Annotated in this window: 14 protein-coding genes; 12 read left to right on the top strand and 2 right to left on the bottom strand. The window is 65.7% G+C overall.

Features of this window, described 5'->3' with window-relative positions:
* The first annotated feature begins 48 nt into the window (after nt 1-48).
* The 5 genes from IPM16_22390 (at nt 49) to IPM16_22370 (ending at nt 4,119) form a co-directional block, all read left to right on the top strand.
* Nucleotides 49-1,065, top strand: coding sequence for a response regulator (locus IPM16_22390; GenBank protein MBK9125855.1), 1,017 nt, complete (start codon nt 49-51; stop codon nt 1,063-1,065).
* Nucleotides 1,062-1,709, top strand: a complete 648-nt coding sequence (locus IPM16_22385) for a response regulator transcription factor (protein MBK9125854.1) — start codon at nt 1,062-1,064, stop codon at nt 1,707-1,709. The genes IPM16_22390 and IPM16_22385 overlap by 4 nt, the downstream gene beginning before the upstream one ends.
* 14 nt (nt 1,710-1,723) lie before the next feature.
* Nucleotides 1,724-2,356: a CoA pyrophosphatase gene (locus IPM16_22380; GenBank protein ID MBK9125853.1), complete on the top strand. Its 633-nt coding sequence runs from the start codon at nt 1,724-1,726 to the stop codon at nt 2,354-2,356.
* A gap of 144 nt (nt 2,357-2,500) precedes the next feature.
* Complete coding sequence (locus IPM16_22375) at nt 2,501-3,691, top strand: tetratricopeptide repeat protein (GenBank protein MBK9125852.1); 1,191 nt, start codon at nt 2,501-2,503, stop codon at nt 3,689-3,691.
* Nucleotides 3,692-3,789: 98 nt separating this feature from the next.
* On the top strand, nt 3,790-4,119 hold the full coding sequence (locus IPM16_22370; protein MBK9125851.1) for a hypothetical protein: 330 nt from the start codon (nt 3,790-3,792) through the stop codon (nt 4,117-4,119).
* 125 nt (nt 4,120-4,244) lie between these two features.
* On the opposite strand, the gene IPM16_22365 is transcribed toward IPM16_22370, so the two are convergent.
* Together IPM16_22365 and IPM16_22360 are read right to left on the bottom strand one after the other, a co-directional pair.
* Nucleotides 4,245-5,369, bottom strand: coding sequence for an aminopeptidase P family protein (locus IPM16_22365; protein ID MBK9125850.1), 1,125 nt, complete (start codon nt 5,367-5,369; stop codon nt 4,245-4,247).
* 26 nt (nt 5,370-5,395) lie between these two features.
* A complete protein-coding gene (locus IPM16_22360) occupies nt 5,396-6,160 on the bottom strand; it encodes a GntR family transcriptional regulator (protein ID MBK9125849.1) in 765 nt (254 codons plus the stop codon).
* Between the two features lie 208 nt (nt 6,161-6,368).
* Between IPM16_22360 and IPM16_22355 the strand changes: the two genes are divergently transcribed.
* The 7 genes from IPM16_22355 (at nt 6,369) to IPM16_22325 (ending at nt 14,572) form a co-directional block, all read left to right on the top strand.
* A complete protein-coding gene (locus IPM16_22355; protein ID MBK9125848.1) occupies nt 6,369-7,544 on the top strand; it encodes a substrate-binding domain-containing protein in 1,176 nt (391 codons plus the stop codon).
* A 4-nt stretch (nt 7,545-7,548) separates the two neighbouring features.
* On the top strand, nt 7,549-9,060 hold the full coding sequence (locus tag IPM16_22350) for a sugar ABC transporter ATP-binding protein (GenBank protein ID MBK9125847.1): 1,512 nt from the start codon (nt 7,549-7,551) through the stop codon (nt 9,058-9,060).
* Nucleotides 9,061-9,083: 23 nt separating this feature from the next.
* Entirely contained in the window at nt 9,084-10,103 is a 1,020-nt protein-coding gene (locus tag IPM16_22345; GenBank protein ID MBK9125846.1) for an ABC transporter permease, read from the top strand.
* Nucleotides 10,100-11,059 (top strand): ABC transporter permease, encoded by a 960-nt coding sequence (locus tag IPM16_22340; protein ID MBK9125845.1) that lies wholly within the window; start codon nt 10,100-10,102, stop codon nt 11,057-11,059. Before IPM16_22345 ends, IPM16_22340 begins: the two co-directional genes overlap by 4 nt.
* Nucleotides 11,060-11,247: 188 nt before the next feature.
* Nucleotides 11,248-12,447 (top strand): Gfo/Idh/MocA family oxidoreductase, encoded by a 1,200-nt coding sequence (locus IPM16_22335; GenBank protein MBK9125844.1) that lies wholly within the window; start codon nt 11,248-11,250, stop codon nt 12,445-12,447.
* A gap of 207 nt (nt 12,448-12,654) precedes the next feature.
* Complete coding sequence (locus tag IPM16_22330) at nt 12,655-13,689, top strand: SIS domain-containing protein (protein ID MBK9125843.1); 1,035 nt, start codon at nt 12,655-12,657, stop codon at nt 13,687-13,689.
* 34 nt (nt 13,690-13,723) lie between these two features.
* Nucleotides 13,724-14,572: an NAD(P)-dependent oxidoreductase gene (locus tag IPM16_22325; protein MBK9125842.1), complete on the top strand. Its 849-nt coding sequence runs from the start codon at nt 13,724-13,726 to the stop codon at nt 14,570-14,572.
* The last annotated feature ends 470 nt before the right edge of the window (nt 14,573-15,042 follow it).

Below are 15,042 nucleotides of genomic sequence, written 5' to 3'. Positions count from 1 at the left end.
GGGTTATACTGAGCGGATACGCCGACGCTTCCGGGTCACGGTTCGGTCATGCCCGCCGCCACCATTCTGCTGGTTGACGACATACCCCTCAACAACGAAGTCCTGCGCATCGGCCTCGGGCAAAAGGGTTATCAGACGCTGACGGCCCTGAGCGCCGAGGCGGCCCGCGACTTGCTCAAGGACTCGCTGCCGGACTTGATCCTGCTCGACATCCTGATGCCGAAGGTCAACGGCTTCGATTTCTGCGCCGAACTCAAGGCCGATCCACGCACGCGCGACATTCCGGTAATCTTCATGAGCGCGCTGCACGAGACGGTCGACAAGGTGCGCGGGTTCAGCGTCGGCGGGGTCGACTACGTGACCAAGCCGATCGACATGGACGAGGTGCTGGTGCGCGTGCGGACACATCTCACGCTGTATCAGCAGCGGCTTGAAATCGAGAAGCTGTACGCGCAGGCGAGCGAATTGGCCGCGCTCCACGAACGTCAGCGGATCGCCCGCGACCTGCACGACTCGCTCAGCCAAAGCCTGTTCTCGATCAACTCGATCGCCGAAGCACTGCCACGCATTCTGACCAAGAACCCCGACCGCGCCATGAAATACGCGACGCAGCTTGCGGGCATTACGCGCAGCGCACAGGCCGAGATGCGCGCCCTGCTGCTCGAACTGCGGCCCGAAGCGCTAACCGGCACCGACCTCGCCGACTCGCTGATGCAGTTGACCGGCATCTTTGCCGCCAACAGCAGCCTGCAAGTGCGCCACGACCTGATGTCCGGTATCCCGTTGACGGCCGAGCAGAAAACGGTCTTCTATCGGGTCGCGCAGGAGGCGTTCAACAACATCGCCCGCCACGCGCAAGCGCATTTCGTCCGCATTTCGCTGCGCAAGCTGCCCGAAGGCGCCGAGCTGGTGATCCGCGACGACGGCCGCGGCTTCGACCCGGACGACGTGCCCAGCGATCACTTCGGCCTGCGCATCATGAAGGAACGCGCCGAGAGCATCGCCGCCGTGTTGACGGTGACGACCCAAGTCGGCGTTGGCACCACCGTGAGGATGACGCTTTGAGTATTCGCTTGATCGTGGTAGACGACCATTTCCGCGTGCATCAGGGCTTGGAGGCGCTGGAGGACGTGTTCGACGATCTGACAATCGTCGGCCATGCCAGCAACGGCGGCGAGGCGATCGAACTGGTCGCCCAACTGCGGCCCGACGTCGTGCTGATGGACGTCATCATGCCGGTGATGGACGGCATCGAAGCGACACAGCGGATCCACAGCCGCTTCCCGTCGATCAAGGTTCTCGCGCTGAGCAGCTTTCAGGACACCGAAAGCGTCAAGGCGATGATCAAAGCTGGCGCCGTGGGCTATGTGTTGAAGAACGCGACGATCGACGACCTCGCGCACACGATCCGCGCCGCGCATGCCGGCACGATCGTACTGTCGGCGGAATTTGTCAGTATGCTGCTCAACACACCCGCGCCAGCGGACGACACACGCGCACGCTCCAGCACAGATTTCGGCCTTACCCAGCGCGAGCGCGAAATCCTCAAGCAGGTGGTGGCCGGCAAGAACAATTCCGAGATCGCCGCCATGCTCGTTATCAGCATATCGACCGTCAAATTCCACATCAGCAGCATCTTCAACAAACTTGACGTCACGAATCGTGTCGAGGCGGCGCGCGCGGCGCTTGAGCACAACTTACTCGACTAGGAAATTCGCCCTGCATGACGCCCCCCACGCTCGACACCATCCGTGCTGCCTTGAACCTTGCGCCGTTCGACGTCGAAGCGGCATGGCGCGAAATGTCCCCGCGGGGACGCATCGAGCGACAGGCCGATCCACCGCCCAAGCAGGCCGGCGTGCTGGCGCTCCTCACCGGCGAAGACGGCGACCTTCGGGTGGTGTTGACGCGCCGCACCGACCGGCTCAACGGCCACCGCGGGCAAATGAGTTTCCCCGGCGGGCGGCGCGACGACGGCGACCGCGACTTTGCCCATACCGCCCTGCGCGAGACCGGCGAGGAACTGGGCATCGACACGTCGGGCGTCGACGTGCTCGGCGCGCTGACGCCGATCTACATCCCGCCCAGCCACTTCGACGTCTTCCCGTACGTCGGCTATCAACACAGGCTGCCGCCGCTGGTGCCGAACCCGGACGAGGTCGCGGCAGTGTACCCGGTCGCGCTGGCCGATCTCTTCGATCCGGCCAACCGCATCGTCACGGAGATCGAGACGGTGACCGGCACGCGCGTCGTCCCGGCCTACGTGCTGGGCGGGCAGGTCGTGTGGGGCGCTACCGCCGTCATGCTGTGCGAGCTGGAAGTGCGCCTGCGCACGGTGCTCAACGGCACGGGGTAGCGGCGTTACGGGTGCGCTTGCACTTCGTTAAAATCCAGCAATATCCACTGATTTCCCACATAATCGCGTGCATTTCCCCGTGCGATTGGTTAGCATTTGCGAACACCAATGCAACCAACCAGTGCCGAAAGGCCTGTTGCTTCCATGTTGATCAACCGTCGTCCGTGGTCGGCGCGCCGCTCCCGCCGACGCTTCGGTGCACCCCTGACCCTATTGACCGGCGCACTCGCCGGGATCCTCGTGCTGGCACTCGGCTGGCTCGGCGGCGCGCTCACGCCTAAGCCCCAGCCCGACCTCAGCGGCCTCGGCGATGCCCAGCGCGCGTTTGCCGGCGGCGACCTCGACGGGGCCGTTGAAGCCGCCGAACGCGTACTCGCCGGGGCGCCGGGCCAACCCGATGCCGCGTTGATGATGGTGCGCGCGCTAATCTATCGCAGCTACACCGACTGGGATCGCGCGGCCGACCGCAAGCGTGCGCTGGATGTCGCACGGGCGGCGGTCAACCGAGCGCCGGAGTCCGCGGACGCTCAAGCCGCCTATGCTTTCGCCCTGCATGCCGATGGACAACGCCTCGCCGCGTTCAACGCGGGCGAACGCGCGCTGCAAATCCAACCCACACACACCATGGCGCGCGTCGTCTACGGCCTCGCCTACGCCGGCCTCGGCAGCTTCGACCGAGCGCTGGTTCAGCTTCAACAAGCCGTGAAGGCGACCGACTATCAGGTCGACGCCCTGCGCGCACTGGCCGTCGTCCAGTCCGACGCAGGCCGCTACCGCGACGCCGCCGACACTGTCGACAAAGCCATCGCGCTCAATTGGGGGCTGATCCCGCTGCATTTCGAGCGTGCGCTCTACGCGCTTCAAATCGGCGACGGCGGCACAGCCAGTACGTCATACCTGCGCGTGCTGGCGCTCGACAGCGAGAATGTCAAGGCGCGCCTGCGGTTGTGCGAGCTGCACTCGACGCTGCGCGAGTTCGATCAGGCCATCCGCACCTGCACCGAGGTCACCGAACGCGCGCCGGATTGGCCGGCGGGCTGGCATCGCTTGGGCCGCGAATACTTCCTGCTCGGCGACTTCCCCTCGGCGCAAGCCGCACTCAACCGCTGCTCGACACTGGAGTCCATGCAAAACGTCGCCCCGGCCGAGCGCACCTTCGAGTGCTGGTACCTGCAAGGCCAAGCCGCCGCGCTCAACAACGACTGCGATGCCCTGTGGGCCACCTACCGCGAGTTTCAACTCATGGCGCTCGGCGGTCCCCTCGCGCAAACTTGGGTCTATCCGCCGGAAGGCCCGCCCAACTGCCCGCGCGCCACACCCACGCCGCCACGCTAGCCCCCACTTGCTGAGGGTCATCGCTCCCGCGTGCAACTCCAATCCAAATTCTCCGTATACTGCTCATACCGACATATCAAATCTTGGAGCATCCAATCATGACCAACCCGACCATTCACACCCATTCAGAGAACGGCGACGCGCACCGCAACGAACGGAAACAGCAGTGGAGCGCGAACTTCGGCCAAGGCGGCCACAGCCTGTTCGAGGTGCGCCTGCCCAACGGCCGCACGTTCTCGATCGGCATCGGCCACCTCATCCTTTTCGGTCTGCTCCTGTGGTGGCTGCCGTCCAATTGGGTGGTCCTCGCCATCTTGCTGAGCATCGCCTGTCAGTACGGCCTGTTCAGCGCCTCCCGTACCACCGACGAGAAGCCCAAGCGCAAGAACGACGAAGCGCTCCCCAACGACGACATCGTCGAGTTCTAACACCCACTAGCACCACACACACCGCCGCCGCGATGACATCGCGGCGGCGGTGTTTTGCGTTCGCAGTATGGAGAGGCGCTGCCTCCATGCCTCCGCAAGGGGCTTGGGGCGGAACCCCATCAGTATCACCCGACCATGTGGGTGAGGTGGTTGGTGAGGCGTTCGGCGCCGGTTTCGGTGACGAGGTAATTGTGTTCGATGCGGCCGGCGAACCCGCTGCCGTAGGCGCCCGGTTCGAGCGTAACGACATCGCCGGCGACGAGAATCTCGTCGCTGTTGGGGACGAAGTACGGCGGTTCGGGATGGCCGAGGCCGAGGCCGTGCCCGGCGTGGTGGGGGAAGTGCGCGCCGAATCCGTGCGCATCGAGGGCGCGGTGCACGGCGTGATAGACGTCTGCGGCGCGCGTGCCGGCTTTGAGCAACGCCTCGCCGGCGTGGAGCGCGCCGTGGAGGGCGTCGTCGAGGCGCTGCTGGACGGGACTAAGGGTGCCGCCGACCGCGAGGGTGGCGGTGAAGTCGGCGCGATAGCCGGCGATGACCGGGAAGATGTCGGCGATCATCACGTCGCCGGGGAGCAGCGCGCGCGGGGTCGGCGGCCCGCCGATGTGTTCGGCGCGCGGCCCGCTGACGAAATCGCCGAGCATGTGAACCGGCCCGGAGATGGCCCGGGTGATCGCATCCTGCGCGGCCATGAACGCGTCGATCTCGGTGATGCCGGGGCGAACGGCGGCGCGCAGGGCGGCATGACCGGCCTCAACGGCGATCACGGCTTGGCGGATCAGCGCGAGTTCGTCGGCGTCCTTACGGCGGCGCATGTGCAGAAGCGTCGCGTTGAGGTCGATGCGGCGCTCGGCGGCGATCCCTTGCGGCAGCAAACCGCGCTCGTAACCGATGGTCTTGGCGCCGTGGATTTCGACGTACCGGTTGAGCGCGTCCGTGTACGCGCCGTACAAGTCGGCACTGCCGAGGCTCGGCGGCTCGGGGCTGTACGACGGGTAGACGGCGACTTCGTCGGCAAACCCGGCGCGCGCCTGATTGGCCATCATGTTATGGGTGAGCAGCGTGCACGTGCTGGTGCGGTCGATCAACAGGGCGTGCGCACCGTTCGAGCCAAGCGATAGCGGGCTGAGCCAAACCCCGCTGAAATAGTAGATGTGATGCGGGTTGGTGAGGATGTGCAGGTCGGCCTCGACGACGGCGCACAGGCGCTGGCGGCGCACGGCGCAGCCCTCGGCGGTGAGTGTCAGCATGGCGGGCGCTCCTTCTTTCGGACGGGTTACGGCTTCTCGGTGATCGTGAACTCGTATTTGTCCGTCCGATAGTAACTCACGCTCGACTCGATGATCTCGTGGTCGTCCAGATAGGCGACACAGCCGACTTGCAGCAGCGCGTCGCCGGGCTTAACGGCCAGCAGGTCGGCCTGCGACTCGTCGGCGGCAAGCGCGGTGATGCGGTGCGTGATCGAGTGAATCACGAGGTGATAGTGGCTCGACAGAACGCTGTACAACGACTCGGTATTGAAGTCAAAGCGGTCGATGTCGGCGCAGCGCTGAGTCAGCACGGTCGTGTACTGCAAGCCGATAGGCTGGTCGCCGCCGTAGCGCAGGCGCACCAGATAGAAGCACGGGCGGCCATGGCTGTCACGCAGGTCTTTAGGGGCGTTCGCACCGACCACGCCGCGGGCGGCGTGCAGCACTTGCGAGCTGGCGGTCATGCCGAGGTCGGCCATCTGACGGGTGAAGCTGCGATCAAGGTAGAAACTCTTGCGATCGGGTTCGGAAAGCACCATCGTGCCGCGCCCGGCACGACGCTCGATCAGCTTCTCGGCGACGAGGCGCGAGAGGGCCATACGGATGGTTTGTCGGCCGACGCCATACAGCTTCGACAGCTCGACTTCCGGCGGCAGCAAGTCATCCGGCGCAAGCGCGCCTGAACGAATCAGCATCTGCAGGTCGATTTCGACCTGATGGTACAGCGGCACCGGGCTGTTGGGGTCAACGGGCTGAATGGGGAGGTTTGTCGGGGGGACTGAACTGGGCATCGCACACATCTCTTACGCAAGAAATTCGCTCAATCTTGGACCCATGTCGTGTTTGACAGGCCGGGTGGGCTCGTTATAATCCGCCATGAGAAATATCCGGACATTCGGACTATCACACGCGACACCCGTAGTATAGCGTCAATCCTGCTCGTGTGCCGCCGATACCGGATATTTCGACCGGAGCATACGAGGTTTAATGAGGTGAACTATGCGTAGCAGAACCATCGTTTCTTTCGCACTCGTCGCGCTCGTGCTGTCGCTCACCTTCGGGGCCAGCGCGCAGATCGAGGATTGCGGCTCATGGACAATCGGCGTCTCCAACAGCTTCGTCGGAAGCGAATGGCGCACGCAGATGGTTGCCAACATCGAACAGACCGCCGAGCTGTTCCGCGAGGCCGGTTGTGAGATGGAAGTGGTCGTCGAGAGCGCCGACACGGACGTTCCCGGCCAGATTCAGCAGATTCAGAACCTGCTCAACCGCGGCGTCGACGCGATCATCGTCAACCCGGGTGACGTCTCCGGCTTGAACTCGGCGCTTGAGGAAGCGGTCGAGGAAGGCGTGGTCGTCATCGCGGTCGATCAGGAGATCGGCGCGGAAGGCGTGATCAACGTCACCATCAACCAGAAGGAATGGGCGATGATCAGCGCCCAATGGGTCGCCGAGAAGCTCGGCGGCGAAGGCCGTTTGGTGTTGATCGAAGGGTTCGTCGGCCATCCGGCCAATGAAGCCCGCATGGAAGGCGTCGCCGAAGTACTGGCCGAATACCCCGGCATCGAGGTCGTCGGCCGTGAGACCGGCAGTTGGGATCAGGCCACGGGCCAGCAGGTCGCCAGCGACTTCCTCGCCTCGGTGCCTGACATCGACGCGATCTGGACGCAGGACGGTATGGCGATGGGCGCGCTGACGGCCGTCAACACCGCCGAACTCGAGAGCAAGCCGCTCGTCTCCGGTGAGGCCCGCGCGGGCTACCTGACCATGTGGAACGAGACGCTGGCCGAGAACCCGGACTTCGAGTCCATCGGCGTGGTCAACCCGCCGGGCGTCGGCGCGGACGGTCTGCGCGTCGCCATGGAAATTCTGCTGGGCGGCACGCCGGATGAGAGCCAGTTCGCCGGCCCGTTCGGCAACACCTTCTACGTACCCATCCCGTACGTCATCGACAGCGAACACTTCGCCGCGTTCTACGAGATCTATCAGGATGCGCCGGACAGCTTCACGCTCGACGGCTTGATCACGCAGGAACAGGCGGCTTCGTTCATGGTTGACGGCGAGCCTGCGCTCGAGGTGGCGACCCTGCTGCCCGGTTGGCAGGTGCTGGACGAAGAGCAGCTTGCGGCGCTGGCCGAACTGCTCGAATCGCTGGCCATGATGGAAGAAATGTAAAACGGTGTCGGTCTCCCTTTCCGCCAAGCAGGTCGTCAAGCGCTACGGCGGCGTCGTCGCCCTTGCCGACGGCAACCTCGACGTCAAAGCCGGCGAAGTGCTCGCCCTGCTTGGCGCGAACGGGAGCGGCAAAAGCACGTTGAGCAAGATCATCACAGGTGTAGTTGCCCCCAACGAGGGGCAGCTGCACCTGGATGGCAAGCAGATCGCGTTCAACTCGCCCAGCGACGCGCGCAAGGTCGGCATCGCCGCGGTGTATCAGGAACTCAGCCTGATCCCCGACATGACGGTGATGGAGAACATCTGGCTCACGCATGAGCCGCGCACGCTGTGGTGGGTCGACAAGGCGGCGATGCGCCGCAACACGCGCGATCTGCTGGCGCTGTTCGACGGTACGAACAGCGCCGGCTTGATCCCCGACGCGCTGGTCAAAGACCTGCCCCCCGACGAACGCCAAATCGTAGAAATCTGCAAGGCGCTCAGCCATGAGCCGCGCCTGATCATCCTCGATGAAGCGACCGCCAGCCTCGACTCGCAGCAGGTGCAGCGCCTGCACGAGCTGGTGCAGGGCTGGAAGGCGCGCGGCATGGCGATCGTGTTCGTGTCGCACCGCATGGAGGAAATCCGGCTGTTCGCCGACCGTGCGACGGTGCTGCGCAACGGGCGCAGCGTCGGCACGCGCGACCTTGCGGACACGACCGATCAGGAACTGGTCGAGCTGATGATCGAGGGGGCGGTGCAGCTCGGTGAGCGCGCTCATGCCCCGCTGCCGAATGACGCCCCGGTGCGCCTCAAGGTCTCTGGACTGCGGGCTGGGCGGCTTCGCGACATCAGCTTCGAGGTGCGCGACGGCGAACTGCTGGGCATCGGCGGCCTGCACGGGCAGGGCCAAAGCGAGCTGCTGCTGGCGCTGTTCGGGGCTATGCCGTTCAACGGGTCGGTCGTGCTGTCCGGCGAAACGGTACACTTCCGGCATCCGCGGCAGGCCATGGCGCGCGACGTCGCGTTCGTGCCGGGCGATCGCGCCACCGAGGGTCTGCTGCTCAGCCGATCGATCCTCGAGAACCTGCATCTGCCCTCGTGGACCAAGTTCGGCACGCCGCTCAAGATGGACCGCGCGCGGGCGGAAGCCCGCAGCAGCGCCGAGGAAATGCAGTTGATCGCAGAGTCTCTCGATGCGCCAGCCAGCAGCCTGAGCGGCGGCAACGCGCAGAAGGTCGTAATCGGCAAGTGGCTGCTGCGCTCGCCCAAGCTGCTGCTGCTCAACGACCCGACCAAAGGCGTCGATGTCGGCGCCAAAGGCGAGTTCTATCATTTGCTGGACAGGCTGCGTCAGTCCGGCACCGCAATTATCTTTTACAGCAGTGATGACGACGAACTGCTCGGCTTGTGCGACCGGGTGCTGGTGTTCCACGATGGCCGCTTGACCGCCGAACTCGCCGGCGATCAAGTCACGCGCGCCAATCTGATCACGGCCAGCATGGGCGGGCGCCCTGCCGTTCAGCCGCAGCAGTGACCGAACTATAAGGTAGAGATTTCATGCTGGCAGACACACCAGCGCCACCGGATGCAACCAGCCCGCCCGCAAGCGTGCTGCAGGCCGTCCGGCGCTTCGTTTCGAAGAATCCGTTTGTCGTTGCGCTGCTGCTGCTGATCGTCACGGCGCTCATCAACCGGGCGCTGCAGGACAACCTGTTCGACCTGCGCAGCCTCAACCGCAACCTGCGCACTTTCCTGCCGGCCATCATCCTCGCCGTCGGCCAGACGATCGTGATCATCGGCGGTGGCGTCGACCTATCCGTCGGCGCGATGGTGTCGATGATCAACGCGATCCTCACCGTGCTGATCACGCAGGAGAGCACCGGGCCGGAGATCGTCGGCGCACTGATGGTCGGCGCCGGGGCAGGGATCGCGGCAGGGGCGATCAACGGCTTCGCCGTCGCCTATTTGCGCCTGCAGCCGATCGTCACGACATATGCCACGAGCTTCTTATTCGCCGGACTTGCACTGTTGATCTTGCCGAGGCCGGGCGGCGATATTTCCGATTCGCTGCAAGACCTGTACCGTTCGACCCCGCTCGACATCCCGTTCGCGGTGTACGTGATCGGCGGGCTGATCGTGATCTGGTTGATCCTGCGCTCGACGCGTTGGGCCCAGTTCCTGTACGCCACTGGCGGCAAGGCCGAGGCCGCGTATACGACCGGCGTGCCGGTCAACCGCATTCGCTTCTCGACCTACGTGCTGTGCGGTCTGTTCGCGGCAGCGGCGGCGTTGGCCTACACCATGCTGACCGGCAGCGGCAGCCCCCGCAGCGGCGATGAAATGACCCTTCCGACGGTCGTCGCCGTCGTGCTGGGAGGCACGCGGCTTGCGGGCGGGCAGGGCGGCGTGATCGGTACGATCATCGGCGTCGTCATCCTCAGGCTGTTCGGGAACATCGTCTCGTTTGCAAACGTCCCCTCGTGGTGGCAGACGCTGGTCAACGCGCTGATCATCCTCGTGGCGCTGGCCGCGCCGGGCATCATCCGCGCAATTCAGGCGCGAAGGAGCGGCCGATGACTCTTCTGCGCCGACTCACGCGGCTGAACCCCGCCCTGCTCGCGCTGCTGCTGGCAATCGCGCTGTTCTTCGCCGGCGGGCTGATCAACCCGGATTTCGTCAACACCAATCAGGCCATCAACATTGTGCGCCTCGCGGCGTTCCTCGGCATCATCGCGGCCGGCCAAACACTGGTGATCATCAGCGGCGGCGAAGGCATCGACCTGTCCGTCGGCGGTGTCGTGACGCTGGCGGCGATCCTCGTCTTCCGCTTCTCCGGCGGCGAGGCGCTGGGGCTGATCCCCGCCGGTGCGCTGGCGCTCGGCGCTGGCACGCTCATCGGCGTGATCAACGGTTTGGGCGTGATCGCCGTCGGCATCCCGCCGCTCGTGATGACGCTCGGCATGACCGGCGTCATCCAAGGCACGATTCTGGTTGTCACGCAGGGGCAGCTCATCGGCTCGACACCGCCAATCATGTCGCAGTTGATTTCGCAGCCGCTGATTCTTGGCATCCCCGGCGTGGTGTTCTTGTGGCTGGCGCTCGGCGGATTGATGTGGCTCCTGCTCGAACGCACGACGTACGGAAAGCAGTTGTTCGCCGTCGGCGTCAACCGCACCACCGCGCGCCTCTCCGGCGTGCAGGTTCCGCGCGTCGTCATCGCCACCTACGCCATGAGCGGGATGCTGTCGGCGCTGGGCGGCGTGGTGCTGTTGGGATTCACGCAGACTGTGTTTCTCAACCTCGGCGGCGAATACCTGTTCCCGTCGATCGCGGCGGTGGTCGTCGGCGGTACGGTGCTGGCCGGCGGCAAGGGCAGCTATTGGGGCACGATGTCCGGCGCGCTGGTGCTGACGCTCATCAACAGCCTGCTGCGCGCGGCGGACCTCCCCGAAGCCTACCAGCTCATGATCCTCGGCGGTATCTTGCTCGCGCTGCTGTCGATCTATGGCCGACAGCGCCGCTTGCGACAATGACGCGGGGCGCTGCCCCGAACCTCACCAGAAGGCTTTCGCCCTCTGGACTCCCTTCCCGCCGATTTGGCCCGCAAGCGGGCCAAATCGGCAGAGACGGGGTCAAGGGGTGCAAACCCCTTGTGGAGGTGCGGAGGCGAAGCCTCAGCAAAAGCATAACAAGATCGCGTGTTGTTCTAGGAGGACAGGGTATGCACAAGGTGACGATGTTAGGCACAGGCCTGATCGGTCTGTTCTATACGATGACCATTCACGGCAACCGCAGCCGGGACAAGGTTGAGGTCGTGTATTCGCGCAGCGACGAGCGCGGCAGCAAGTTCGCCAAGGACTGGAACATCCCGCGCTACACGACCGACCTGCGCAAGGCGATTGAGGACCCAGACACGGATACGGTGGTGGTCGGCCTGCCGAACAACCTGCACGAGGAAGCGTGCATCATGGCGGCGCAGGCCGGCAAGAACGTGTTGTGCACCAAGCCGCTGGCGCGCACCGCGGCTGAAGCTAAGCGCATCCTCGACGCGGTCGAGAAGGCCGGTGTGTTCCACGGTTATCTGGAAGACCTCGTATACACGCCCAAGACGCTCAAGGCGCTGAATTCGGTCGCCAACGGCGCGCTCGGCAAGGTGCTGTGGGCGCGCTCGCGCGAGACACACCCCGGCCCGCACAGCTCGTGGTTCTGGGACAAGGAGATGTCCGGCGGCGGCGCGATCATCGATCTGGGCTGTCACTGCGTCGAAATCGCGCGCGTGTTCATCGGCAAGGACATCCGGCCCGTCGAGGTGATGTGCTGGGCGGATACGCAGGTGCACCCGATCGACGCGGAAGACCACGCGATCGGCCTCGTGCGCTATGCCAACGGCGCGATCGGCCAGTTCGAAGTGAGCTGGACGTTCCGAGGCGGCATGGACCTGCGTGACGAGATCACCGGCACCGAAGGTACGATCTGGTTGAACCACTGGCTGCGCACCGGCATCGAGATGTTCACGGCGGTCGGCGAAGGCGGCTACGTGTCCGAGAAGGCCGAGGGCAATACAGGTTGGCTGTTCCCGGTCGGTGACGAGGTCGGCGGGCTGGGCTACACCGAGATGTTCAACGACATGTTCAACAGCATCGACCGCGGCGAGAAGCCCAAGGAAGATTTCTACGACGGATACGTGGTCAACGCGATCCTCGATGCCGCCTACAAGAGCGCCGCGAGCAAGCAGTGGGAGCCGGTGCAGCTCGAGGTGTGGCGCGGCAAGGAGGACGTCGAGTCGGAGATGTTCATGACCGACTACGACGCCGACCACTTCCTCATCAAGGAGGAGAAGATGCCGGACGGACGGCTCAAGGTCATGCTCAAGGAGAAGGTCGGCGGCAAGATCGTCCAGAAGGTGATCGAAGCGGGCTAAGCGGCGCAACCTCACCCCAAACCCCTCTCCCAAGGAGAGGGGCTTCCGAACCCGTGCGTGTGTATTTCCCTCTCCTGACCTTCGGTGCTCCCGGTGGTCGTGGGCGCGGGGGAAAGGTTTCGTGACTTCCCCGGTATGCGTATCAGCCCGAACTCGCGTATGATGACAGCACGCGAATGTTTATCGGCGGCGGGAGCAAATCACCCCATGAACGGATTCCTGAGCGAGATTGGCGAACAGCCGGCGGTGCTGCGAGCGACCTGCGACGCGCTGCCCGCGCAAATGGGCGGCGTGCGCGAGTTGTCCGATCAACTGCGCAGCGGCCCGATCCGGCGCGTGATCCTGAGCGGCATGGGCGCGTCGTTCTTCGCGACTCATCCCGCGCAGCAAATGTTGATTCGCCTCGGCTTGGTCGCGCACTGTGTCGAGGCCAGCGACCTGCTGCACTATCAGCAGGGGCTGTTCGACGCGCGCACGATGCTGGTGCTGGTGTCGCAGTCGGGCCATTCAGTCGAGATCGTCAAGCTGCTCGACCTGCTTGCCAAGCGCGTCCCCATTCTCGGCATTAGCAACAGCGACGATAGTCCGCTGGCGCAGCGCAGCACGGTCCATGTGCGCATCCACGCTGGCGCCGAGGCGACCGTCTCGTCCAAGACGTACACCTGCACGTTGGCCGCGCTGCATGCCGTCGCCCGCGTATTGGCCGGCAGCACGCCGGATATCGCCGCGTTGACCGCCGCGGCCGATGCCATCGAGGCGGGTCTGCCAGTGTGGAATTCGGCAGCAGGCGCGATGGTCGAGCAGATGAACGACGCCCAATCGATCCTCGTGCTGGGGCGCGGGGCGTCGCTGGCCTCGGCCCTGACCGGCGCGCTGGTCGTCAAAGAATCGGCCAAGTTCCCCGCCGAGGGCATGAACGCCGCGCAGGTGCGCCACGGCCCGATCGAGATGGTGGACGAGCGCATCGGCGCGGTGCTGTTCGCCGGGAGCGATCCGCAACGGGCGCTGACCCTCGCGCTGGCGAACGACCTGCGCGGATACGGCGCACGCGTGGCGCTCGTCGATCATGAGCCGGCCCCGGACGGGATGCTCAGTGTTCCGCTGCCCGCAGGCCTCGATCCATTCGTGCAGCCCATTGCCGAGATCGTGCCGATGCAGTTGTTCGGAGCACACCTCGCCGCCAAACGCGGCTTCACGCCCGGCGTGTTCCGCTATTCCAAAAAGGTCACCATGGCAGAATGAGGGAACAGGTTAAAGGGAACAGGGGTAACGGTTCATGCGCGTTCTGCTGACCGGCGCCACCGGTTTCGTCGGCAGGGCGCTGTTCGTCGCGCTCGGGTCAGCGCATGCGGTCGTGCCGGCAGCGCGCTCGGTCGATTCGGCGCGAGGCTTACGCCTCGACCTCGCCGATCCGGACGCCTGCGACGCGGCGCTGTCCGACCTCGTCCCCTGCGAGGTCATCGTCCACGCCGCCGCGCATATCGCCATGACGCCGTTCGATCCGGCCGTCGTGCGGGTCAACGCGCTCGGCGCGCAGACCGTCGCCCGCTGGGCGGAAACGTGGGGCGCGTACGTCGTATACCTGTCGAGCATTCAAGTCATCGGAACGCCGCACCACCACCCGATCACCGAAGATCACCCGACCCACCCGCGCACGACTTATCACGCTGCCAAGCTGTTCGGCGAACACGTTGTCCTCAACACCGCGCGGGCCTGCGCGCTCCGGCTCACCGCGCCGGTCGGCGTCGACATGCCGGCCAACCGGATCCTGCCTGTGTTTGCGCGCCGCGCCGCCGCAGGCGAACCGTTGACGATCGCGGGCGAAGGCGGCAGGCGGCAGGATTATGTACACGTCGATGACATCGCCGACGCCGTGGCGCGCTGCATCGCGCAGAAACCCACCGGTGTGTTCAACCTCGGCTCCGGCATCAGCATCAGCAACCGCGAACTGGCCGAGCGATGCATCGCCTTGACCGGCTCACGCTCGCACGTCACGTACAGCGGGCAGCCCGACCCCGAAGAAGCCAACCACTGGGACGTCAGCATCGACAAGGCGCGCGCCGCTTTCGGCTACGCTCCCCACGGCGACCTCGACGCGCTGATTCAAACCCTCGCTTCACACTAGGCAATTGGGGCGCTGCCCCAAACCCCGGCAGGAGTTTGCACTCCTGCACCTCGTTACTCGCGGTTTGATGCCGCGCGCGGCATCAAACCGCAGAAACGGGAGTCCAGAGGGCGAAAGCTGCGGGGGGGGGTCCCCGGGGGGGTGCCTCCTCCCCCTTGCCCGGGCGGGGGGGGGGGGGCCGGGGGCCCCCCCCCCGCCCCGGCCCCCCCCCCCCCCCCCCGGGGCGCCCCCCGCCCCCCCCCCGCCTTCGGGGGTCCCCGGCCCCCCCCCCTCCCTCCCCCCCCCGCCCCCCCGGGCGGGGGTTGCCGGGGCCCCGGGGGGTGGGGGGGGGCGCCCGGGGGGGTGCGCGGGCCCCCCCCCCCCCCCCCCCCCCCCCCCCCCCCCCCCCCCCCCCCCCCCTGGCGGGCGGGGGGGGGGGGCGCCCCCCCGGGCGGGGGGGGGGGGGGGGGGGGGTGGGGGGGGGGCCCCCC

The sequence above is a fragment of the Candidatus Flexicrinis affinis genome, assembly GCA_016716525.1.
GTDB lineage: Bacteria > Chloroflexota > Anaerolineae > Aggregatilineales > Phototrophicaceae > Flexicrinis > Flexicrinis affinis.
This window is presented reverse-complemented; position numbering and strand designations above follow the sequence as displayed.

Coding starts and splice junctions, on each gene's coding strand:
- IPM16_22390 (MBK9125855.1), top strand. CDS start 49: ATGCCCGCCGCCACCATTCTGCTGGTTGACGACATACCCCTCAACAAC.
- IPM16_22380 (MBK9125853.1), top strand. CDS start 1,724: ATGACGCCCCCCACGCTCGACACCATCCGTGCTGCCTTGAACCTTGCG.
- IPM16_22375 (MBK9125852.1), top strand. CDS start 2,501: ATGTTGATCAACCGTCGTCCGTGGTCGGCGCGCCGCTCCCGCCGACGC.
- IPM16_22370 (MBK9125851.1), top strand. CDS start 3,790: ATGACCAACCCGACCATTCACACCCATTCAGAGAACGGCGACGCGCAC.
- IPM16_22365 (MBK9125850.1), bottom strand. CDS start 5,369: ATGCTGACACTCACCGCCGAGGGCTGCGCCGTGCGCCGCCAGCGCCTG.
- IPM16_22360 (MBK9125849.1), bottom strand. CDS start 6,160: ATGCCCAGTTCAGTCCCCCCGACAAACCTCCCCATTCAGCCCGTTGAC.
- IPM16_22355 (MBK9125848.1), top strand. CDS start 6,369: ATGCGTAGCAGAACCATCGTTTCTTTCGCACTCGTCGCGCTCGTGCTG.
- IPM16_22345 (MBK9125846.1), top strand. CDS start 9,084: ATGCTGGCAGACACACCAGCGCCACCGGATGCAACCAGCCCGCCCGCA.
- IPM16_22340 (MBK9125845.1), top strand. CDS start 10,100: ATGACTCTTCTGCGCCGACTCACGCGGCTGAACCCCGCCCTGCTCGCG.
- IPM16_22335 (MBK9125844.1), top strand. CDS start 11,248: ATGCACAAGGTGACGATGTTAGGCACAGGCCTGATCGGTCTGTTCTAT.
- IPM16_22330 (MBK9125843.1), top strand. CDS start 12,655: ATGAACGGATTCCTGAGCGAGATTGGCGAACAGCCGGCGGTGCTGCGA.
- IPM16_22325 (MBK9125842.1), top strand. CDS start 13,724: ATGCGCGTTCTGCTGACCGGCGCCACCGGTTTCGTCGGCAGGGCGCTG.